We start from the raw sequence: 21,743 nt of genomic DNA on the forward strand, positions 1-21,743 counted from the left end.
ACGGGATTCAATAATGCTTTCTGTCCAGAACTTCTCGTACCCTTCAAGGACAGCGTCCTCAACATCTTCAACCTTGATTTGAGGAATAACATCGCTCAACGCCCCGACAGTATTCGGCTCTAAAGGTATCGCTAAATGCCGGTAGACTTCTGCGGTAACTTTTCTCAACGGAGCAGAATCTTCTACCACGATCCCTGTGCTAAACCACCATGCGCCAGAAACAACGCGCTGAGCTGTACCAACAATTTTGAGACGCTCTCCTTCTCCAGCATGGATAAACACTGAATATTCTCCAGGGCAATACTCCCCCGGTAACTCACCCACTTCTGCACAAAACCCTAAGGATGAAAGCACCTGAACAAAAAATTGTGCAAAAAACTCAAAACGACGATTGTTCCCACTAATAGCATCAGCAGAAGGAGCAAAATGATCAATAACTAACGAGCCCGCATGATAAGCAGCAGCATGACCGCCCACAGGTCGCACCTGCGGTAAAAACCCTAAACGGCGAGAGGCTTCAGCTGCATCCTCAAAAGAAGGATTATGTTTGTCTCGTCGCCCAAACGCCATATTGGGGGCAGGACGATACAAACGAAGCGTTTGTTCCTCTTGACCTCGAGCCACACGGCGCAAGAACTCCACAGACTCTGAGAACGGATGAATATGTTCTCCGGGGTGTTCGGTATCTAAAATAATATGCATGACAAAGCCCTCTTAACCTAGTACACCAGCAATCATCTCTTTCTATCATCGCTGATAGAAAGAGAACATGCATTGAGACATAACACAACAGATACGGTGTCTCTCTCCCCCCCCCATATATTAAGAAAAGTGGTGCGCCCTCTGCCCTTACCGGACAGAAAGCGCACCACCATCAACTTTTAAATGTTATTCAGAACGGTTTAGAAATCCCAGTCATCGTCTTCGGTGTTAACAGCTTTACCAATAACGTATGAAGAACCAGAACCAGAGAAGAAGTCATGGTTTTCATCAGCATTAGGAGACAGCGCCGAAAGGATAGCAGGAGAAACATTTGTTACCGATGCAGGGAACATTGCTTCGTACCCAAGGTTCATCAGCGCTTTATTAGCGTTGTAGTGCAAGAATTTCTTAACATCTTCGCTCAAGCCCACAGAATCGTAGAGAGAATGAGTGTATTGAACTTCGTTCTCGTACAGTTCATAGAGCAAGTCAAAGGTGTAGTCCTTGAGTTCTTGCTGACGTTCAGGAGTTTCTTTTTCTAGACCGCGCTGGAACTTGTAACCAATGTAGTATCCGTGAACAGCTTCATCACGAATAATCAGACGAATCAAATCAGCAGTGTTCGTGAGTTTCGCGTGAGAAGACCAGTACATCGGAAGGTAGAAACCAGAGTAGAACAAGAAAGATTCTAGCAATGTAGAAGCAACTTTCTTCTTCAAGGGGTCTTCGCCTTGATAGTAGTCCATCACAATATTTGCTTTTTTCTGCAAGTGTTCGTTCTCTGCAGACCAGCGGAATACCTCATCAATCTGCTTCGTTGAAGCAAGAGTGGAGAAAATTGAAGAATATGATTTCGCGTGGACAGATTCCATGAACGCGATGTTGGTGTATACAGCTTCTTCGTGGGAAGTCACAGCATCAGGTAGCAAAGAAACTGCACCAACAGTACCTTGAATGGTATCGAGCAAAGTCAAGCCTGTGAAGACTCGCATGGTGAGCTGTTGTTCTTCAGGAGTGAGCGTCTTCCACGACTGAACGTCGTTAGACAGTGGGACTTTCTCAGGCAACCAGAAATTAGCGGTTAGGCGATCCCACACTTCGAGGTCTTTTTCGTCTTCAATACGGTTCCAGTTAATAGCTTCAACGTGGTGAATCAGTTTCACCTTTTCGCTCATCATCATTGTGTTCTCCTTATCGATGAACTGTTCTTCACAATCTCATGTGATGTATGTGTTGTTGCTCTGGTGTGGGGCAGTTCGAGTGCTACTACCCCACACCATCATAGTTTATGCGCGCACAGCGACATTAGAGCATGCAGGAAACGCAACCTTCAACTTCTGTTCCTTCAAGAGCCATCTGTCGGATACGTGAGTAGTAGATGGTCTTAATGCCTTTACGCCATGCGTAGATTTGTGCCTTGTTCACGTCACGAGTGGTAGCTGTATCACGGAAGAACAGTGTTAACGAGAGACCCTGATCAACGTGTTGTGTTGCCACAGCATAGGTGTCAATAATCTTTTCGTACCCAATCTCGTATGCGTCCTCATAGTATTCGATATTCTCGTTTGAAAGGTAAGGAGCTGGGTAATAGACGCGCCCAAGCTTACCTTCTTTACGAATCTCGATTTTTGATGCGATGGGGTGGATAGAAGATGTTGAACCGTTGATATATGAGATAGAACCTGTAGGCGGAACAGCCTGAAGATTCTGGTTGTACATACCGTATTGTGCAACATCAGCTGCAAGAGCTTTCCAGTCCTCTTGGGTGGGGATGCTGTGTCCTGCAAAAAGTTCACGCACGCGTTCAGTTGCAGGTTCCCATTCTTGTTGGATGTACTTCTGGAAGAACTCTCCGCTAGCATATTTTGATTTCTCAAAGCCAACGAAGGTTTCTTGGCGTTCACGCGCAATTTCCATTGAGGCTCGAATCGCGTGGTATGTGACCGTATAGAAGTAGATATTGGTGAAGTCTAGAGCTTCTTCTGAACCATATTTGATGCGTTCACGACCAAGATAACCGTGCAAGTTCATCTGGCCAAGTCCCACGGCATGGCTCATCGAGTTACCGCGTTCAATAGAGGGCACGGAACGAATATCTGAAAGGTCAGATACTGCGGTAAGAGAACGAATTGCCGCGTTAACGGTTGAGCCGATGTCTTTGCCGTCCATCGTCAACGCAATGTTGAGAGAGCCAAGGTTACAAGAGATGTCTTTACCAATGGTCTCGTATCCTAGGTCAGCATTGTAATAGGACGGTTCTGATACCTGAAGAATCTCTGAGCAGAGGTTCGACATGATGACTTTACCGTCAATGGGATTTGCACGGTTAACGGTGTCTTCATACATGACATAGGGGTATCCGGATTCGAACTGTACTTCTGCGAGAGTTTGGAAGAATTCACGGGCGTTAATCTTGGTTTTCTTAATGCGGGCGTCATCGACCATCTCGTAGTACTTTTCGGTGACAGAAATATCAGAAAGTGGTTTGCCGTATACTCGTTCAACGTCGTACGGGGAGAAGAGGTACATGTCCTCGTTCTTCTTTGCCAGCTCAAAAGTGATATCGGGGATAACAACACCGAGAGAGAGCGTCTTAATACGAATTTTTTCGTCCGCGTTTTCACGCTTGGTGTCAAGGAACGAGTAGATGTCGGGGTGGTGAGCGTGCAGGTATACTGCACCAGCACCTTGACGAGCACCTAGCTGGTTTGCGTAGGAGAAAGAATCCTCAAGAAGTTTCATCACGGGGATGACACCAGAGGACTGGTTCTCAATCTTTTTGATAGGTGCGCCAGCTTCACGAAGGTTTGTCAAGGCGAAAGCAACACCGCCGCCACGTTTAGATAGTTGCAAAGCGGAGTTGATGGAACGTCCGATGGATTCCATATTGTCTTCAACACGAAGGAGGAAGCAAGAGACGAGTTCGCCACGCTGTTTTTTACCTGCGTTTAAGAAGGTTGGGGTTGCTGGTTGGAATCGTCCGGAGATGATTTCTTCAACAATTTTGACGGCTAGTTCTTCGTTACCTTCAGCAAGGAGCAATGAGACCATCACTACGCGGTCTTCGAAGCGTTCTAGGTAGCGCTGACCGTCAAAGGTTTTGAGAGCGTATGAGGTATAAAACTTGAATGCACCCAAGAAGGTAGGAAACCGAAACTTTTTGGAGTACGCCAATTTAGAAAGAGATTTAATGAACTCGAAGTCATACATCTCAAAGATGCGCTCTTCATAGTATTGGTGTTTGACGAGGTAATCCATTTTTTCTTCCAAGTCGTGGAAGAAAACGGTGTTGTTATTGACGTGCTGGAGAAAGTATTGGCGTGCGGCTTGACGATCAGCGTCAAACTGAATTTGTCCGTCTTCATCATAAAGGTTGAGAAGAGCGTTGAGTTCGTGGTATCCAAGTCCGCGGAACTTTTCTGGCACGGTGGGGTCTTCGTGTCCAGGTTCGTGGCTCATGCCGGGCACAGGGAGTTTTGAATCCAAAATTTTTCCAATCCTTCTTGAACGTTGGTGACGTCTTCGGGTGTTCCCATCAACTCAAATTTATAGAGGACAGGAACCTGACATTTTGCTGACACAATATCTGCGGCGACGCAGTAGAGTGAACCAAAGTTGGTGTTTCCGGCTCCTATGACTCCGCGCATTAGAGCACGGTTCTCGGGAACGTTAAGAAACTTTGTGGCTTGCGGTGGAACAGAGCCTGATCCGCCGGGTCTGCCATAGCTCGGAACACAGAGTACATACGGTTCGTGTACTCGTGGAGTTTCCTCGCTAGTTTTTAGGGGTAAGCGTATGGCTCGAACCCCCGTTTTAAGAATAAATTTATGAGTATTTTCAGAAACCGATGAGAAGTAAACAACCAGAGGGCTACCAGATGTGGTGGTCACGGTGGAGTCTGCTTCGCGTGTTTGTTGTTCCATGAGAAGCTCCAACCTTATCTATGCGGTTTAGGGTGCGGTGATGAGCCAGACTGATGCGAGGTTCAAAGGTTTATGCGCTCAAGGAGCTGATAAGGTCTGGGCGGAAGCCTGACCAGTGTTGGTCTCCAGCGATGACGACGGGGGCTTGGAGATAACCGAGTTTTTTGATGTCTTCGAGTGCTTGCTCGTTCTCGGTGATGTCTACGATGTTGTACTCGATACCGTTTTTCTCTAGTGCACGATATGTCATATTGCACTGCATACAAGCCGGTTTAGTGTACACCGTTACTGACATTGTTATCTCCTTGGTATCACCAGCAGGTGGCGATAGGTTCTCGTCGTAGGGCTATAGATTATGGGTTCGTTGTGGTGAGCTCTTTGAAGACCAGTGTTTATCAAGTCGGTGAGCAACGACCGGATTAATACTACATCTAGTGTGCGAGGAGTTCTAGATGCCCTAGATAGTGTGGTCTACTCACCATTTTTCTTAATCCACAGCATTTTTCGCTTATTTATAGGGCTTATGGCAGTTATCCACAATCCCATTTAAACACCTGTCTAGACACCCTCCTTTTGGAGGTCTCTAACACACCGGCAAAAAGGTGTCACCAATGCGCCCCGTATTCTCAACGGAGGAGATTCAACCCAAACCTGAACTTTGCTGTTACCAGCACTTCTGAGAGAAATTTTTAACGCTTTTTTTACTCTTGGTGTGTCGCCTAGAACGAAATATCACGTCACGTATTGAGGGTCAAGAAGGCTTTTACAGGAACTTCTTACACCCTCTTCTAAAGCCTTCAAATATGGCTCAAAGCATCAAAAATAGCAGGTAGCTCAAAATCCCCATGCTTCTAATCTTTGAGAATCCCTCTATTTTGCAATTCGCGGATAAGGCTCGCCCCATCATTAGCTTCAGACCAGCTCTTACCTTTAGTAATTTCTTGAGCGCGGCTATCTCCCCACACTCGTCCCGAGGCTAGAACGGACTCGCCAATCGTCAGATTACGGATCAAAATAGCAGCAACGTTCTGAGGGTAACGCACAGCAAACCCGTTATAAATTTCGGGGTCTCGCTGCCCATCGTCCCCAATAAGAATCCACCTCATCTCAGGGAATTCTGCAGCAAGACGCTTAAGCGACTCCACCTTATGTTCTGTACCGGAACGGAACCAATGTTGAGGGGTCGGCCCCCAGTCCGTTAAAAGAAACGTCCCTTTAGGGTAAGCATTACGTGATAGGAAACGTTGCAACGTAGGCGTTACATTCCACGCCCCTGTTGATAGGTACATGAAAGGGGCATAAGGATGTTCACGGTGTATACGGTCTAAAAGAACGGACATACCGGGAGTGGGAATACGCGCGTGCTCATTCAGAACAAAGGAGTTCCACGCAGCTAAGAGTGGACGAGGCAGAGCCGTTACCATGACGGTATCGTCAACATCGCAAATAACACCAATTTTTTGTTCTGGAGGAACAACATACACGGTTGTTTCTGCGCTCTCTCCCCCAAGAACTGACATGGTTACCCGATGTAAACCAGGCTCGAGAGAAATCTCTAATTGCGCATCAAGTACACCACCACGATCTGTCCTGAGTAAGAATATCTGTGAACCAATCTGAACCGACACTTCGGCATGAGCAATCGCTATCGCGGTGAAAGAACGCCAACCACGAATTTTTTGTTCGGGCGCATCATCATGCCCCGCATTAAAAAACTTTTCAAAGAGGTCAGTTTTGTAGAGCGCTCGCCCTAAGACACGAATCCAGCGTGTTGTGCCATAGCCAACGCTGGGAACGAATACGGGCTCTTTAGCTGCCTTGCGAGCTCGCTTTTCTCTCCATTGGTGGATATAACCCGCCACACGATATCCCAGATGAGCAGCACCATCAGCGGCTTCGGTGGCCATCTGGCGCAGATCTTGAGTACCTAATGAATCCATACCTCTAGTTTTTCACATTAACGAAACAATGGTGTGAAGATTCGTCTTATAACGAACCTTCACACCATTAAAAAGTTTTTCTTTTAGTGCATTGTCAGGACGCAATGAGCAGACCCTTTACCTTCTGCTTCAGCAGATTCTACAGGCTCAAAAATTCCCATCGATTTGATAGCGCACCGAACAGTCTCTTCAGGTGTTTTAGCATAAACAGATACCGCAATAACATGACCTGATAAGTCATGGATGTCGTCTGCGTTAACTCGGTAGAAGGTTGGCTCTGCGCCAAAAGAATGTTCGTTGCCAGAGAATTCTTTCTGATCGATAAAGAAACGCGCTGTACCAGGTTGTGGCTTTTCACCGATTTCTGCATTGCCAGTGACCACTTCTGTCTCAATAACCACAAAGTCGCGATTTTCTTCGAAACCTGAGGTCTTTTCGATGGTAAGACCAGGAACTGATCCTTCAGCGCAACCACTAAGTAGAGCCGTTGCGACCAATGCAATTGAAGCGAAAACTGATTTATTAGCCATACCCAAAAATATAGCGTGTTCCGAGTAAAAGACGGGGTATATTTCAGGTATTTTGCGACAGTTCGTCAATAAATTTTGTGGGGTAAAGTTTTCTCTTCAGGTATCCCCTAACATGCTATGCTCCGTAAACCTATCAGATTTGATGCTCGGTCTTGGCTCAAATGTGCACCAGCAAAGCTGCGCTGTCCCCTTCCTGAGGATAAAAAATGCTGGCTTGGATTGTATCCAAGCCAGCATCTCAGTGGTGGAGATAAGGGGACTCGAACCCCTGACCCCTTGCATGCCATGCAAGTGCGCTACCAGCTGCGCCATATCCCCATATATAAGTTTTTCTTGTACCAAAGTACTCATCCATCATACACGACAGAAAAGATAGGAGGCAAATATCTTGAGTAGATTTTTGCCATGATTCTTTTGACTCATCGTTTTTCTTACAGAAGCTAAACATCTCAAACTATGTGTTTGCGCTATGTTTAACCTCTGCAAGAAATACGGCCTCAGATGTTAGCCTTCGTCTTCACGAATCATTTGTTGATCTTTTTCTTGATCAATCGTTTCTTCTACCACGGGTGCTTCGCTCTCTAGTCCAAGAGTAATACGTGGAGCATCAGACCATAAACGATCAAGAGCATAGAAAGCACGGTCTTCTTCATGCTGAACATGAATCACGATATCTTCAAAATCTAGAAGAACCCAACGTCCGCCAGAACGACCTTCACGGCGAACGGGTTTCATATCCATTTTTTCACGAAGGTCATCTTCCACCGCGTCAACAATGGCGTTAACAAGACGCTCGTTATGCGCTGAGACAACGAGGAAGCCGTCAATAAGGCCCATTCTCTCGGCAGTATCTACAGCAAAGAGGTTTGTTCCTTGCTTATCCTCAGCAGCTTGAGCCGCAATTTTTAATGCTTCGACAGATCGAGGGGAAGCAGTCATCGTGTCCTTTCATGACACTTCGCATCCAGTGAAAATCTAGGACACGAATCATCTGAGATAAAAATTATTGAAAGAATACAAACCATACAGCAATAACAGCCGCAAGAACAAGAGCCAGCAAAATAAAGAGCCACACTTTAGAGGAAGACTCTACTTCATTCTCTGTATTCTCAGATGCTGATAACGCTGAATAGTCTGTGTTCTCATATTCTTCAGCATTTACTAACGAAGAAGAATCATTGTTGTATTTGGCGCTTGAAGCAGCAAGCTGTTCACGAATACTCATCGTTTCTTGTGTCATAGCAGAGCTATCGGCAACAGAATCTTGACTCTTAGCTGTTTTCTGGGCAATAGAGGCAACATCGTCAGCAAAATTCACTGATTCAAAGGAAGTATCTTTTGCAACAACAGGCAGAGCACCAAAGGATGTTTCACCCGTAGATTCTACGGTGTCTTGAGGTGCCACAGTATTTTCCGTGGTGCTTGAGGCTTCAGCAGTTGCGTCTTCTTCTGTTGCAGAGGTCAAACTACCCTCCCACGGAATAGCCGCAGTAGAGTCTACTGCTTGTTCAGCAGGTAAGGTTTCTTCTTCAGTATCAGCAAGGGTCTCTTCTGGGACATGGTAACCACAAGATTCCAAATCTAAGCCGTGAGCATCTACTGCCGCGACAGGCTTCGGCAAACTTTGCTCTTCAGGCTGTTCTTCTCGCTCGTTTTCAGACGCAGTTTCGATTGGAGTTTCTGATACGGAGGAGTTATCCGCCTCAGCTTCTGCTGTATCGACCGCTTCGCTCTCTTCAAATTCTTCTGCGCTCACCAGTTCATCTTCAGCAAAAGAATAGTCACTTGCAGAGACAGCATGCGCAGGAACGTCAGGAGCCTCTGCCTGCTCCCCATCTGAGGGCAAAGAAGAAACCTCTTCACCTAGAGCAGTAGCTATCACACCAACATCTGCACGTGTGTCGTTCTCACCAGTGAACTGTTCACCGCTTAAATCATCATGAGAGTGAATATCGCCTTGTTCAGCTAGTGCAGAGAAGCGTTGTTGAACAGACAAAGCCTCATCACTAATCGACGCTTCGCCTGACCCCACATGGGCAACTGGCATATATGCGACAGTCTCTTCAGGTAGTTCAGTCCCATCACGTAAAGCACGCAAATACGCTGCAGCATCAATACGATAACGCGCAAGACGGCGTGGCCCCATGGGGCGAGTAGGAGGCGGAACCTCAATTCCGTCTTCGGTCACAAAGGATTCGTAGAGGTAAGAGTCCTCCAATGAATCTTTCTGTTCCTCAGCGTTATGTTCTGTCACTGATTCCCCTCAAACTATTAGCATCGAATAAATCATATTCTTTTGAAGATTTTACCAACTAATACAGTGCGGCACGATCTTTATCTCATTATATGTTCATCTTAAAAGAACAACCGCTACTTTTGTGTTGGTGTCTTGTTTATTCTCTTACGTAATACTGAACTGTAAAAGGAACCAATAATATAAATCTTATGGCGACACAGCCCTTTTTTTATGGGATAGTACGCAGGTACGGTTCTTCTTTACCGCTCGGCGATGTTCTTCTCATCCAAAGATTTTCCATCATATAAATGATGTTTATCGATATAACGGACAACTCCATCAGGAACCAGATACCAAATAGGTGCTTGCGCCATCGCTCTATCCCTAATATCGGTTGAAGAAATCGCCAATGCAGGAACTTCCATCAAGATATAGTTTTCTTGGTCAATTTCTGGTTTTTCAAGTTCGTGACCAGGGCGTGTTACCCCCACAAAAAACGCGAGGTCCCACAACTTATCCGAATCTTTCCAGGTCAGAAGCTGATTCATAGCATCAGCACCAGTAATAAAGAACAAATCACAATCGGGGCGTTGTTCCTTCAACTCTGTTAGCGTATCAATCGTGTACGTAGGGCCCGCCCGGTCTATATCAATCCGGCTCACCGTAAACGTAGGATTAGAAGCGGTCGCAATAACCGTCATCAAATAACGATCCTCGGGAGGGGTTACCGTCCGCTGCTTACTTTTCTGAAGAGGTAACCCCGTCGGAACGAACATTACTTCATCTAAATCTAAACGAGCAGCAACCTCGCTAGCTGCCACCAAGTGACCATGATGAATGGGGTCGAAAGTACCACCCATAACTCCTAATCGGGTACGACCAGGAACACGAGAAAGCATATTTTTTGGGGCTGATTGACCAGTATTTTCCTGACGCACAGGACTCCTTGACGTGAACATCATGCCTCATCAGCTCCAGAGCTATATCCTTTATATCTCTTGAGCCAAAGATGCAGCTCTAATGACTATGCTTTGCGTGATAATCAGCGAGCGCTTCAACTTCATCGCTACCAATATGATTAGGTCCGTGCTCAGGGCGAACAATACCACGACCGCTAAAAGAAATGCAGATAAAGAACATCACGGTAAAAGCGATAACCGCCAATGCTAAATACACATAGGTTGGAATGCCGTATACAAGATGTTCCGCGTGTTCGCCGTGCTCACTCGCTAAAATTAGTGCCTCACGCATATTCGAAGTTCCTTCCATCAAAGTAATGATTGTGTGGTGCAGGCTCAAAGCCCACTCATATGCTACCTGTTATCTCACTCTTAATGTGAGATAACACCAATGAGAAAATAGAATCTTAGCCAATTCTCCGCTCAGAGATTGGACCCTGCGTACAGCAAAGAAAACTCAACGGCTAGTTGTTCTTTTTCTTAGCGTCCACGGATTCAGTCCAAACCCCTGCAACTCTTTCTGCTTCAAGCTCTGCACGAGCAGCAGCTTTAGCATCCATGCGGTCTTTATACTCAGCACGTTTTTCAGCTCGAGTCGGACGAACGATTTCTTCAAGACGTACGTCGGTTCCACGAGGAGATGTCAGAAGTTCTGCACCACCAACCATCGTAGGCTCCCAATCGAAGATAACAGAATCGTTCGATTCACCAATGACGACAGCGTCCCCGGCGCGGGCACCTTGTTTAAAGAGTTCTTCTTCAATGCCAAGACGAGCAAAACGGTCGGCAAGGTATCCGACAGCTTCATCATTGTTGAAATCTGTTTGCAGAATCCATTTTTCAGGTTTTTTGCCAATGACGCGGAAGAGAGGTTCAAGATTTCGTTCTTCACGACGAATCATAAATTCTTGCTGTTTACGGTGACGGAATCCTTTAGGACGAATAACCGCAACGTCTTCGCCCGCTTGTTCTTTTTCTGCAGCTCTGCGGTCTCTGTCTTCTTGTACGAGTTTTGCCATCGCAAAGGTAAGCTGACGTAGACCCTCGTGTGATGCCGTAGAAATCTCAAATACTTCGTAACCACGCTCTTCAAACTCAGGACGCACAAAATCAGCTAGTTCACGAGCTTCAGGTACATCAATTTTGTTGAGCACAATAATTTGAGGACGTTCATGCAAAGGAACTGTCACACCAGCGGTAGGATCAACTTCATAGTTTTCAAGTTCACCGCGAATAATGTCGAAGTCAGAGATGGGGTCACGTCCCGGTTCCAAGGTGGCACAGTCAATGACGTGGACGAGAGCAGAAGAACGTTCAACATGGCGTAGGAAACGGTGTCCTAGCCCTTTGCCATCTGAAGCGCCTTCGATAAGACCGGGAACGTCTGCTACCGTGTACCGCACGTCACCGGCTTGTACTACGCCCAAATTGGGAATCAAAGTAGTGAAAGGGTAGTCAGCAATTTTAGGACGTGCAGCAGAGATGGCTGCAATCAGAGAAGATTTTCCGGCAGAGGGGAATCCTACGAGGGCAATATCTGCAATTGATTTCAGTTCAAGAACAATATCGCGTTCTTCACCGGGGATACCTAATAGAGCGAAGCCTGGTGCTTTACGTTTTGCAGATGCTAAGGCAGCATTTCCCAGTCCGCCTTGTCCCCCACGAGCAGCAATAAACTCATCACCAATATGTAATAAGTCTGCAAGAACATTGCCATCTTTATCTTTGACGACGGTTCCTTCAGGTACTGATAGTACGAGATTTTCCCCGTTGAAACCGTGGTGCATATCTCCACGTCCAATATCTCCGTGAGGGGCACGCTGGTGTGGGGTGTGATGATATTCCAATAAGGTGGTGGACTGCCCGTCAACGGTGAGAATGACGTCTCCGCCGTTACCGCCGTTACCGCCGTTCGGTCCGCCTAATGGTTTGAATTTCTCGCGACGAACAGATACGCAACCGTTGCCACCATGGCCACCAGATACATGCAGTACAACGCGGTCAACAAATTCTGCCACGAAAAAATTCTCCTTATTTCTTTGAGCGGCTATTTCTTATATATTTCATCGGTTGGGGAAATAGTCTCTCGGTATTGGACGCTATACCTCTAAAGGTTAATAGCTTACTATATGCAAAAGAGGGCAAACACAAGCTGTGCATGCCCTCTTTTATTCATTCCGTAATAGTTAAGATTACTCAGCTACTTCGAGAATGTTGACAACTTTACGGCCCTTACGGGTACCGAACTCAACCTGACCTGCTGCCAAAGCAAACAGAGTGTCATCTCCGCCGCGGCCAACATTGTTGCCGGGGTGGAAATGGGTGCCACGCTGGCGGACGATAATTTCGCCTGCATTGACGGTTTGACCGCCATAGCGCTTAACACCGAGGTACTGGGGGTTAGAGTCACGGCCGTTGCGGGTGGAGCTTGCGCCCTTCTTATGTGCCATCTGTGCCTACCTTAGGTAAAAGATTATGTGAAAATCCGGGACGTTCTGAACTTACGCGTTAATCGCAGTGATTTTAACGGTAGTAAGCTCTGCGCGGAAGCCCTGACGCTTCTTATAACCGGTCTTATTCTTGTACTTCTGAATAACGATTTTAGGACCGCGAAGGTCTTCAATCTTTTCAGCAGTTACCTTGGCGGAAGCCAGGGTCTTTGCATCTGCAGTGACCTTGTCCCCATCTACCAGCAGCAGTACAGGTAGCTCAATGGTGCTACCGGGCTCGCCAGCGACGCGGTCAAGGGTAACGAGGTCTCCTACGGAAACCTTTTCCTGGCGGCCGCCAGCGCGGACAATCGCGTATGCCACTTGGGAACTCACTTCTCTCGACGTCTTTATATTGAACAATTTTTCGAAAGAGCGCAGATCCTGGTACCAAAACATGTAGTGCAACAAGACTCTGAGAAGATTTCTCGTTGAATCTTGAGCTTTCTAAGGATTCGCGCTCATCGAGCTATATCTAGTAGTTTCCTACCAGTGGTAGCTATCTTAGGCTCGAACGTGTAAAACGAACTTAAGAAGCACCGAAAGACAAGACTACGACAACTACCCCCGCAAGGGCAAGTGACACGCCGAAATTGGTTCTTCAAAGAAACGAAGCTCTAGCCAACAAGCTCTCAAAAAGGCATTTTTCATGGAAATCAGCTCGCCATCCGACACCATTCTAGCTATTTTATTGACGAAGTTCACAGCCTGATGGGCTGATGTTTGAAACTCTTCTGAAGAATACGCCTCAAGCCATTCACCATAGGGGTGCTCCCCCACATACTCTTGATAGGCAGAGTATAGGTTTTTTCCAATCTCAGCGTATAACCAATAACACGGGAGAACAGCAGCGGCACCCACACCATAACTTTCCATGGTGCGCGCTAAAAGAAAATCAGTATAGGCCTCTGTTGTCGTACTGGGTATCCCCGTAACATACGCAGAATCCCTAAAACGACTCACCCACCGGCGATGCAACTCAGATTCAACCTCAACAGCTTCAACTGCACCGTGAGCAAAGAACATCCGTGACTCAGTGTCCGTTGCACGAATACTAACCTGCCCTAGAGCACGAGAATATTCCTTAAGATATAAACCATCTTGGTCTAAATAATAGATAAAAGCATCCTGAGGTAGAGAGCCGTCACCAAGACCTTCAACAAAAGGACAGCTGTTAACCTGTTCTCTGATAGAGGTACTCAACTCCCAGACGTATTCAGAAAAGCTCTCACGCAAACGCACCATGTCAAGGTCTTGAGCCTGTAGCAAATATTTATCGACATCGCTAACTCGTGCACTTTGTTCAGATATCACAGAATGAACATGATAAAAATGATCAATCGGCCCGTTCCCGCCACCAACCTCAAGTCTTTGACCGTTGTTAATAGCTCCCGTAATCCACCGTTTAACGCGTTCTAGAGAAGTCTGCCAGCACCTTGTACGCGCAAGCTCAGTCGCTAAAGCAGCAGAAAAAGAACACCCCGTACCATGTGTGGTACGAACCTGTGCACGTTCAGAAGAACCAACCCATACTGGTTCACTATGACCTGGCATCATCAGCGCATCAGAAGTTCTCTCCCCTGAACAATGTCCACCTTTAACAAGAACCGCGACTTTATAACAATCAGCTAGACGCTGCCCCTGCTCACATAAAACTGACCATTGTTCAGTAGATTCTTCACCTAGCAGAACAGCCATCTCATGCGCATTAGGGGTGATGACATCAGCATAAGGAAACAATGAAGAAAGCTCTGCTACCGAGTCTTCTTCAGCTAAAGAATCTCCACTTGTAGCAACCATAACAGGGTCTAGAACCACAACGGGAGGACGATATTTTTGCAACCATGAACGCACAGCAGCAATGACGTCAGAAGTGCCTAACATGCCAATTTTGACAGCGTCAATATCGATATCAGAGCTGAGTGCCTCTAATTGTTGAGATAAGAACTGTGCCGGAGGAAAAAAAGCCTGTTGCACACCACGAGTGTTTTGAGCAGTCAAAGCAGTAATAGCGCTCATACCATACCCACCATGCGCTGCAATAGATTTCAAGTCGGCTTGGATTCCCGCACCACCACCAGAATCAGACCCCGCGATGGTCAGCACTCTCGGATATTCGCGTGTTTGAATAGAAAGTTGATGCGGTGTTAAAGTGTCGCCCATAAAATCGACATCCCTTCGCTTGTACTAACAAGAGCAGGTTCTGCGGGTTTTTCTCAGCTCTTATGAAAGAGCACCCCGTGTCCTGATATTCATGCACCTATGGTAGAAGTGCTTAAACCAGCCTAGGAAAAATAGACTCTGACGGCTAGAGTTTTCAGCAAAGACAGCGATTATGACTCTTCTTTACAGCAAAACAAAAGATGGTGTGCTCTGTATAGAACACACCATCTTTTATCACACCGCGGAGACGATGAGATTATCGTCCTTCACGTTTAATCTGGTCGGCAGAAACCCCAACACCGAGCATGACCGTATGCTCCTCATGTTCTGAGATTGTTGGTACTTCTGCAACAGAAGCAACAATACTTTTAGCAGCATGCCCTTCTGAAAGTTCTTGACGCTGCACCTCAGAACCCACACCAGTGCTCACTGCTCGACGCGAACGACGTTTACGAGGTGCTGGTGTATGCTCGGGAGTGGTTACTTCCTGAACAGTTTTTTCTTCGATACTCTGCTGACGTCCAGGTTGTGCAACACCAGTTACGAGAGACTGCTGGGCTTCTTGTTCTTTAGAGATGTCAGAAACGCTCACCGCTACCGAAGAACCAGCAGACGAAACCGGTGCAGATGCCCGACGAGAACGACGACGCTTGACGGGAGTCTCCTCTTTCTGAGATGAGTCTTGCTCATCTTTACGTTGGACATCTCGACCAGCTTTTTGCGCTGCTCTCGCTCGAGCTTCTCCAGCTCGAATCGCCGCTAAACGTTCAGAGTTCTGAGTGAATCGAGAAGAAAGATTTTCATCATATTCTTGTTCAGCAGTGTCCTCAGAAACAGAGCTCTGTCTTTCTTTAGAATCAAAGATTTGTTCTAAAGATTCTAAAGTAAACGAAGAATCTTCAGTTGACGATTCTTGTTCCTCTACCTGCTCATGAGCATGAGGAAGTTCAACAACTTCACCACCGATAGTAAGTACTAGCTCTGATGAGGAGTCTTCTACCTGCTCAACGTTCTTCACTTCTACATCACGACGTGATGGTTTACGACGCTTTCGCTTACGAGAGCTCTTAGACTCTGTAACGTCCTCAGAAGCTTCATGCTCGTGCGTTGCAGCAGCGATAGACGCAACGGCAGCGCGACGAGACTCTTCACGATGATCGTGTTCGAGGTTGGACTCTTCTGCAGGGGCCTCAGCATGAGATTCACGAATACGTGCTGATTTCTGATGACGAGCACGGCGACGATCTTCACGATCAGTACGCTCATAACGGTGGATATAATCTGAAGCACCGCCAGAACGTCCTTTAAGAGGTTGGTCATGAACAAGTAGTCCACGTCCAGAGCAGTTCTCGCAGGCTTCGGAGAACACTTCAAGTAACCCAGTTCCCATGCGTTTACGTGTCATCTGAACCAGACCCAAAGATGTCACTTCAGCAACTTGGTGTTTGGTGCGGTCACGGCCAAGGCACTCTACCAGACGACGCAAAACCAATTCACGGTTTGATTCTAGAACCATGTCGATGAAGTCAATGACGATGATTCCGCCGATATCACGCAAACGTAGCTGACGAACAATCTCTTCAGCTGCTTCAAGGTTATTTTTTGTAACGGTTTCTTCGAGGTTTCCGCCAGAGCCGATGAACTTTCCGGTGTTAACGTCAACAACCGTCATCGCTTCGGTACGGTCAATGACCAAAGAACCGCCAGAAGGTAAGAAAACTTTACGATCGAGAGCTTTATGAAGTTGTTCTTCAATACGGTAGTGCTCAAAAACGTCTTCTTCGTTATCCCAGCGTTGTAGACGGTCCACAAGGTCTGGTGCCATGTAGGTTAAGTACGCTTCAATAGAGTCCCATGCGGAGTCTCCCTGTACAACCATGGCGCTGAAGTCTTCGTTAAAGACATCACGAACAGTCTTAATGGTGAGGTCTGGTTCTTGATACAGCATTTCAGGAGCCAGAGTCTTAGGCGCTTCAGCAAGCTTCTTGATGTCTTCCCATTGGGCGCGTAGACGGTTGATATCGTGGGTGAGCTCATCTTCAGAAGCTCCCTCCGCTGCAGTTCGGACGATTACGCCGGCACCTTCAGGGAGTTTATCCTTGAGAATTTTCTTAAGACGAGCGCGTTCGGTGTCCGGTAGTTTACGGGAAATGCCGGTCATAGAGCCGCCAGGAACGTACACCAAGAAACGTCCTGGTAACGATACCTGACTTGTTAGGCGAGCGCCCTTATGGCCTACAGGGTCTTTCGTAACTTGTACGAGTACGGAGTCGCCTGATTTGAGGGCGTTTTCAATTTTTCGTGGAGTACCTTCTAATCCGGAGACATCCCAGTTAACTTCGCCGGCGTAGAGCACTGCGTTTCGTCCACGTCCGATGTCGATGAAGGCTGCTTCCATGGAAGGAAGAACGTTCTGAACCTTACCAAGGTAGACGTTGCCAATGAGAGAATCTTGTTGAGTTTTTGAGACAAAGTGCTCTGCTAGTACGCCGTCTTCGAGAACACCAATTTGGATTCTGTCGTCTTTTTGTCGAACAATCATCTGTCGTTCAACAGATTCACGGCGTGCGAGGAATTCTGCTTCGGTGATGCCGCGCTGACGGCGCCCTGAATGGCGTGATTCACGGCGACGAATTTTCTTAGCTTCAAGACGGGTAGAGCCACGTACTCCGGTGACACGGTTTGTAGTGTGTGAGTCTGATAGGCGTGGGGTGCGTACCTTGGTGACGGTATTTTCTGGATCGCCCTCGGTGCCACCTTCAATTTCGATGTCTTGTTCTCCGCGGCGACGGCGGCGACGGCGACGTGAGGTGACTTCGTCATCGTCAAGAGTGATTTCTGCGAGTCGGCGTTGACGGCGTTCTGCTTCGAGTGCTTCGCGGCGAGCTTCACGTTCTGCACGAGCTTTTTCAGCGATTTCTTCAAGGTTTGGTGAGAAGAATAAGAGGTTTGAGGTTGAAGCTGCAGCGGTAAGGTTTTTGAGTTCTTCTGCGAGAATTTCTTTTTGTGTTTTAGGCTGAGGTTTTTCTTCTGGCTCAGGTTCTGTTTCAGAAGAATCTTCTTCAGGGGTCTTAGCAGGTTCTGAGCTGTTTTCGTCCTCAGTCTCGTGGTTTTCCGTTTCAGTTTCTGAGGTCTCTTCTACTGTTGAAGTCTCTTCTGTTTCCGGTGTTAACGAGTTGTCTTCTGGGGTGGTTTGTGATGATGGTGAATCCGCTTCGGTTTCGTTCACCTCAACATCATGTTTGATGTTTTCACTCATAGTATGTACGTTCTCCTGCATAAGGAACTAACCGCATTTAGCTCTTACGCTTCAGGTGAGAAAATCTCACAAAAGCTTATTCTTGCTCGGCTCGTTTCAAACGCTATAGCAACGCTATTGTTCGTTGTCTGATACAAGTTCTAGCGTGTTGTTTCTTTACCTTAGAACACGTCTGAAGGCATATTGCAGGTTTTCACGCGATGAGCTGAGCCAGTAGTTTCCCCGAGTCTGTGCGTTACGCACTGAACTTTTATTGCGCTATGTCTCATCTGATTAACGCGGTGTCGGTACCACCTACTGGATAGCTACTTCTGTATGCGGGCAGAAGACTACCAATGTTCATTCTCTCATATACTTCCTAAAATCGGTGCCCTTAAAGCATTCTTTCGAGAAAAGAAAAGCCAATACTTAGCTTCACACAGTAGGATAGTTAACGTTTTGTACCCCGTGTGGAGAATCCCATGACCTATACTCCAGAAGAAAAACTCATCGACGACGGCCCCATAACAATGAGCGACGCAGAGCAGGCAAGTTTTGACCGTCGCCTTGCCTTTTTGGTGCTTGTTGCTGGTGCTATTGCTTTCGTGTCTTCGTGCATGCTTGTTTTTGAACGTCTACAAATTTATATTGACGCTTCGCATGTTTCTTCATGTGATGTTAATGCCTTGCTCAATTGTGGTACGGTCATGCGCACCCCCTATGCTGAGGCTTTTGGGTTTCCTAATCCGTTTATTGGGTTAGTAGGTTATGCCATTGTTCTGACGATTAGCACCGCTATTTTGGCTGGTGCTCGTTTTAGTCGCTGGTATTGGTTAGCAATGAACATCGGGCATTTGTTAGCAACAGTCTTCGTTTTTTGGCTCTGGTATAACACCACGTTCAAAATCAATGCTTTGTGTCTTTTCTGTATGTTTGTGTGGGTTACCCAAATCATTATGATGGGGAAGATTACTGCACGAAATATTATTGCGGGAATTATACCGGCGCCTTTTCACCTGCGTGAGACGGTAGCTGGGTGGTCATGGTTTGCTATTGTTTTAGTTTTTGTTCTCATCTTCGGAATTATCTTTATCCGATTCTCCGACATCATTCTCGGGATGTTCTAAAACTTCTTGATCAACACCGACAGACAAGAGCGGGTGGGGAGAACCAAAATTTGGTTCTCCCCACCCGCTCTTAGGTGTTAGCACAATACTGGTTTAGGAATTAAACCAGATAGCAATCTCGCGTTCTGCAGATGCTACGGAGTCTGAGCCGTGAATGAGGTTCTGTTGCACGGAGGTGCTCCATGCGCGTCCATAATCTCCACGAATCGTTCCGGCAGGGGCACTGACGGGGTTAGACGGTCCCATGATAGTTCGGATAGCTTCTACGACGTCCTCACCTTCAAAGACCGCTGCTACCACTGGGCCAGAGAGCATGAACTCTAAAAGCGCTGGGTAAAACGGTTTTTCAAGGTGTTCACTATAGTGCTGCGCCAAAAGACTTTCAGTGGGCGTGATCATTTTCATCTGAGCTAGAGTGTATCCTTTTCGCTCAATACGATGAAGAATCTCCCCCACTAATTGACGTTTGACACCGTCAGGTTTAATCAGAATCAGAGTACGTTCGCTCATGAACGGAACCTTCCTTGTGAAGCAACATCTTGCACCTAGTGTAACAGGGGTTACAGGTTTTTCTGTTGTTTCTCCCATTCAAGCTGTTCACGTTCACGCTCTTTATTCTCGCGGTCAAGACGTTCACCGGTACGTACCGCATACCAATACGCAGCCGTAAAGCACAACCCGATGAACACTAATGACGGTAACGCCACACCAGCAAGAATCAATAAACCTTGCAAGGCCCACCCAAAGGTATAGCCCCATGGTTTACGCAAAAATGCTGGCGCAGCTAAAAACGCACCAATTAAGGCAAGCCCTAACACCCAAATCATGATTTTATAGAGGAGAGGGCTATTGAAATTCAATCCAAAAATTGCCAATGTTGCAAAGAACGCTACAAAAGCCTCCAATGTTAGCACGGTAGAAGAAAACATCACCTTGATAGAGCTTGGTTTCTTCACCTGCCCTGGGCGCCACTGACGCTGAGCCTTCGTCAAACGAACCATTATAATCCTTCCCCATCAGGCAACCACGAAGAACGCACTTGCCCGATGACCGTAATGGAACCAGTAATCAGGATGGCTGAAGCGTGTTCTTCATGTTCTAGGCTCTGATCGACAGCAGCGCTCAAAGCATCGTCAAGACGCTCATAGGTCTGAAGATCGAACTCTGAAAGCCCAGCATCAAGAGCCATATCTTTAAGAGTGTCTACGTCAATGGCCCGAGCAGAGTCAGATGCAGTGAGGTATAGCTTCGTCTGAAAATCAGCAGAATCAAAGTATTCTTCACGAATTGTTTCAAAGATGCCCACGGCATCCTTCTCCCCCAAAACACCAATCACGATGCCCAAAGAACCGACAGCAAAAGATTCTTTAAAAGCGTGGGCAGAAGCCCGAATACCGTGAGGGTTATGGGCGGCATCAAGAATAATTGTCGGAGCAGTCTTGAGAACTTCTAAACGTCCGGGAGAAGTTAATTCCTCCCATCCTTGGCGAATCAGCTCAACGTTGAGAGGTTTTTCCGCCCCTCCTAAAAATGCTTCAACCGCAGCGATAGCTACCGCAGCATTTTGACTTTGGTGTTCACCAAAGAGAGGAACAGGAACATCAGTATAGGTATCCGCTAATCCACGAATATCGACCATCTGACCGCCAACACCTGGACGACGGTCAAGAACACCGAATTCAACACCCTCAAAACGATACCCAGCAGAAACTGCTTGCGCCCGTTCTAAGAGAACCTGAGCAGCTTCTGGGTCTTGCACAGCGCTAATGAGCATCCCATGCTCTTTGATGATCCCTGATTTTTCAGCAGCAATCTCAGCTAATGTTTGCCCCAAAATATCAGTATGGTCATAGGAGATAGGTGTTACAACAGAAACTTGAGCTTGCGCAACATTCGTAGCATCCCACACTCCACCAATACCAACTTCAAGAACAACAACGTCTACTGGCTCATCAGCAAAAATGGCGAAGGCAAGAATCGTAAGTGCCTCAAAATAGGTGATACGAGGCTCACCAGCAGCACTCAACTGTGCATCCACTATATCCAGATAAGGACGAATCTCTTGCCAGATGCGCACGAACGTCTCATCAGATACCGGATGCCCATCAATACTGATACGCTCTGTTACTTTACTCAGATGCGGGCTAGTGTACCGCCCTGTTCGTAAATCATGAGCCATCAATAAACGCTCAATCATACGTGCTGTTGAGGTTTTACCGTTCGTGCCGGTGATATGAATAACGGGAGCCGCCTGATGAGGCGCACCCAAAATATCTAAAGCGTCCTGAACCGCATTAAGCCTCGGCGCCATCGCATTTTCAGGGGCGCGAGAGAGTAACTCTTGATAAACGCCCTCAACGCCGTAGGTATCTTCAGTAGAAGTATCTACGGCGTTTGAGGTGTTCAACAAGGATTGAGAATCCATGTTTTCTGACA

20 protein-coding genes, 1 tRNA gene and 1 riboswitch are annotated in these 21,743 nt (G+C 46.9%); of the genes, 1 reads left to right on the plus strand and 20 read right to left on the minus strand.

Annotated features, from left to right (window positions below):
• The 17 genes from ACN08Z_RS07430 to ACN08Z_RS07510 form a co-directional block, all read right to left on the minus strand.
• On the minus strand, positions 1-702 hold a 702-nt coding region (locus ACN08Z_RS07430), incomplete at its 3' end, for a lipoate--protein ligase family protein (protein ID WP_419103904.1).
• A gap of 200 nt (positions 703-902) precedes the next feature.
• The gene (nrdF, locus tag ACN08Z_RS07435; RefSeq protein ID WP_419101638.1) at positions 903-1,901 is read right to left on the minus strand and encodes a class 1b ribonucleoside-diphosphate reductase subunit beta; all 999 of its coding nucleotides are present in this window, start codon (positions 1,899-1,901) and stop codon (positions 903-905) included.
• A 106-nt stretch (positions 1,902-2,007) separates the two neighbouring features.
• On the minus strand, positions 2,008-4,161 hold the full coding sequence (gene nrdE / locus ACN08Z_RS07440) for a class 1b ribonucleoside-diphosphate reductase subunit alpha (protein ID WP_419101639.1): 2,154 nt from the start codon (positions 4,159-4,161) through the stop codon (positions 2,008-2,010).
• The gene (nrdI, locus tag ACN08Z_RS07445; RefSeq protein ID WP_419101332.1) at positions 4,158-4,625 is read right to left on the minus strand and encodes a class Ib ribonucleoside-diphosphate reductase assembly flavoprotein NrdI; all 468 of its coding nucleotides are present in this window, start codon (positions 4,623-4,625) and stop codon (positions 4,158-4,160) included. The genes nrdE and nrdI overlap by 4 nt, the downstream gene beginning before the upstream one ends.
• A 70-nt stretch (positions 4,626-4,695) precedes the next feature.
• Positions 4,696-4,920 carry a glutaredoxin-like protein NrdH gene (nrdH, locus tag ACN08Z_RS07450; RefSeq protein WP_419101333.1) on the minus strand — a complete coding sequence of 75 codons (225 nt, stop codon included), beginning with the start codon at positions 4,918-4,920 and terminating at the stop codon, positions 4,696-4,698.
• 556 nt (positions 4,921-5,476) lie between these two features.
• Positions 5,477-6,565 (minus strand): App1 family protein, encoded by a 1,089-nt coding sequence (locus ACN08Z_RS07455; RefSeq protein ID WP_419103905.1) that lies wholly within the window; start codon positions 6,563-6,565, stop codon positions 5,477-5,479.
• A gap of 83 nt (positions 6,566-6,648) precedes the next feature.
• Positions 6,649-7,095, minus strand: a complete 447-nt coding sequence (locus tag ACN08Z_RS07460; RefSeq protein WP_419103906.1) for a hypothetical protein — start codon at positions 7,093-7,095, stop codon at positions 6,649-6,651.
• A 242-nt stretch (positions 7,096-7,337) separates the two neighbouring features.
• Positions 7,338-7,413 (minus strand) — tRNA-Ala (locus ACN08Z_RS07465).
• Positions 7,414-7,599: 186 nt separating this feature from the next.
• Positions 7,600-8,034, minus strand: coding sequence for a ribosome silencing factor (gene rsfS, locus ACN08Z_RS07470; RefSeq protein WP_419103907.1), 435 nt, complete (start codon positions 8,032-8,034; stop codon positions 7,600-7,602).
• A gap of 64 nt (positions 8,035-8,098) precedes the next feature.
• The gene (locus tag ACN08Z_RS07475) at positions 8,099-9,349 is read right to left on the minus strand and encodes a hypothetical protein (protein ID WP_419103908.1); all 1,251 of its coding nucleotides are present in this window, start codon (positions 9,347-9,349) and stop codon (positions 8,099-8,101) included.
• 242 nt (positions 9,350-9,591) lie between these two features.
• Positions 9,592-10,293 carry a nicotinate-nucleotide adenylyltransferase gene (gene nadD, locus ACN08Z_RS07480; protein ID WP_419103909.1) on the minus strand — a complete coding sequence of 234 codons (702 nt, stop codon included), beginning with the start codon at positions 10,291-10,293 and terminating at the stop codon, positions 9,592-9,594.
• 55 nt (positions 10,294-10,348) lie between these two features.
• Positions 10,349-10,582: a hypothetical protein gene (locus ACN08Z_RS07485; RefSeq protein ID WP_419103910.1), complete on the minus strand. Its 234-nt coding sequence runs from the start codon at positions 10,580-10,582 to the stop codon at positions 10,349-10,351.
• Between the two features lie 172 nt (positions 10,583-10,754).
• Complete coding sequence (gene obgE, locus ACN08Z_RS07490) at positions 10,755-12,308, minus strand: GTPase ObgE (RefSeq protein ID WP_419103911.1); 1,554 nt, start codon at positions 12,306-12,308, stop codon at positions 10,755-10,757.
• 174 nt (positions 12,309-12,482) lie between these two features.
• Positions 12,483-12,740 (minus strand): 50S ribosomal protein L27, encoded by a 258-nt coding sequence (gene rpmA, locus ACN08Z_RS07495; RefSeq protein WP_419101340.1) that lies wholly within the window; start codon positions 12,738-12,740, stop codon positions 12,483-12,485.
• A gap of 51 nt (positions 12,741-12,791) precedes the next feature.
• The gene (gene rplU / locus ACN08Z_RS07500) at positions 12,792-13,103 is read right to left on the minus strand and encodes a 50S ribosomal protein L21 (protein ID WP_419101641.1); all 312 of its coding nucleotides are present in this window, start codon (positions 13,101-13,103) and stop codon (positions 12,792-12,794) included.
• A gap of 237 nt (positions 13,104-13,340) precedes the next feature.
• Positions 13,341-14,942, minus strand: coding sequence for a bifunctional hydroxymethylpyrimidine kinase/phosphomethylpyrimidine kinase (locus tag ACN08Z_RS07505; protein WP_419103912.1), 1,602 nt, complete (start codon positions 14,940-14,942; stop codon positions 13,341-13,343).
• A riboswitch (TPP riboswitch) is annotated at positions 14,936-15,030 on the minus strand. It overlaps the preceding gene by 7 nt.
• Before the next feature lie 168 nt (positions 15,031-15,198).
• Positions 15,199-18,201 (minus strand): Rne/Rng family ribonuclease, encoded by a 3,003-nt coding sequence (locus ACN08Z_RS07510; RefSeq protein ID WP_419103913.1) that lies wholly within the window; start codon positions 18,199-18,201, stop codon positions 15,199-15,201.
• Between the two features lie 461 nt (positions 18,202-18,662).
• On the opposite strand from ACN08Z_RS07510, the gene ACN08Z_RS07515 reads away from it, so the two are divergent.
• Complete coding sequence (locus ACN08Z_RS07515) at positions 18,663-19,307, plus strand: vitamin K epoxide reductase family protein (RefSeq protein WP_419103914.1); 645 nt, start codon at positions 18,663-18,665, stop codon at positions 19,305-19,307.
• 93 nt (positions 19,308-19,400) lie between these two features.
• Here ACN08Z_RS07515 and ndk read toward each other — a convergent pair whose 3' ends face one another.
• Genes ndk through ACN08Z_RS07530 form a run of 3 tightly spaced genes read right to left on the minus strand, consistent with a single transcriptional unit; the run spans position 19,401 to position 21,732 of the window.
• Entirely contained in the window at positions 19,401-19,817 is a 417-nt protein-coding gene (gene ndk, locus ACN08Z_RS07520) for a nucleoside-diphosphate kinase (RefSeq protein ID WP_419103915.1), read from the minus strand.
• A gap of 50 nt (positions 19,818-19,867) precedes the next feature.
• Entirely contained in the window at positions 19,868-20,308 is a 441-nt protein-coding gene (locus ACN08Z_RS07525) for a DUF4233 domain-containing protein (protein WP_419103916.1), read from the minus strand.
• The gene (locus tag ACN08Z_RS07530; RefSeq protein WP_419103917.1) at positions 20,308-21,732 is read right to left on the minus strand and encodes a bifunctional folylpolyglutamate synthase/dihydrofolate synthase; all 1,425 of its coding nucleotides are present in this window, start codon (positions 21,730-21,732) and stop codon (positions 20,308-20,310) included. Before ACN08Z_RS07530 ends, ACN08Z_RS07525 begins: the two co-directional genes overlap by 1 nt.
• Positions 21,733-21,743: the final 11 nt, after the last annotated feature.

The organism is Rothia sp. P7181 (assembly GCF_048513015.1).
Classification (GTDB): Bacteria; Actinomycetota; Actinomycetes; order Actinomycetales; family Micrococcaceae; genus Rothia.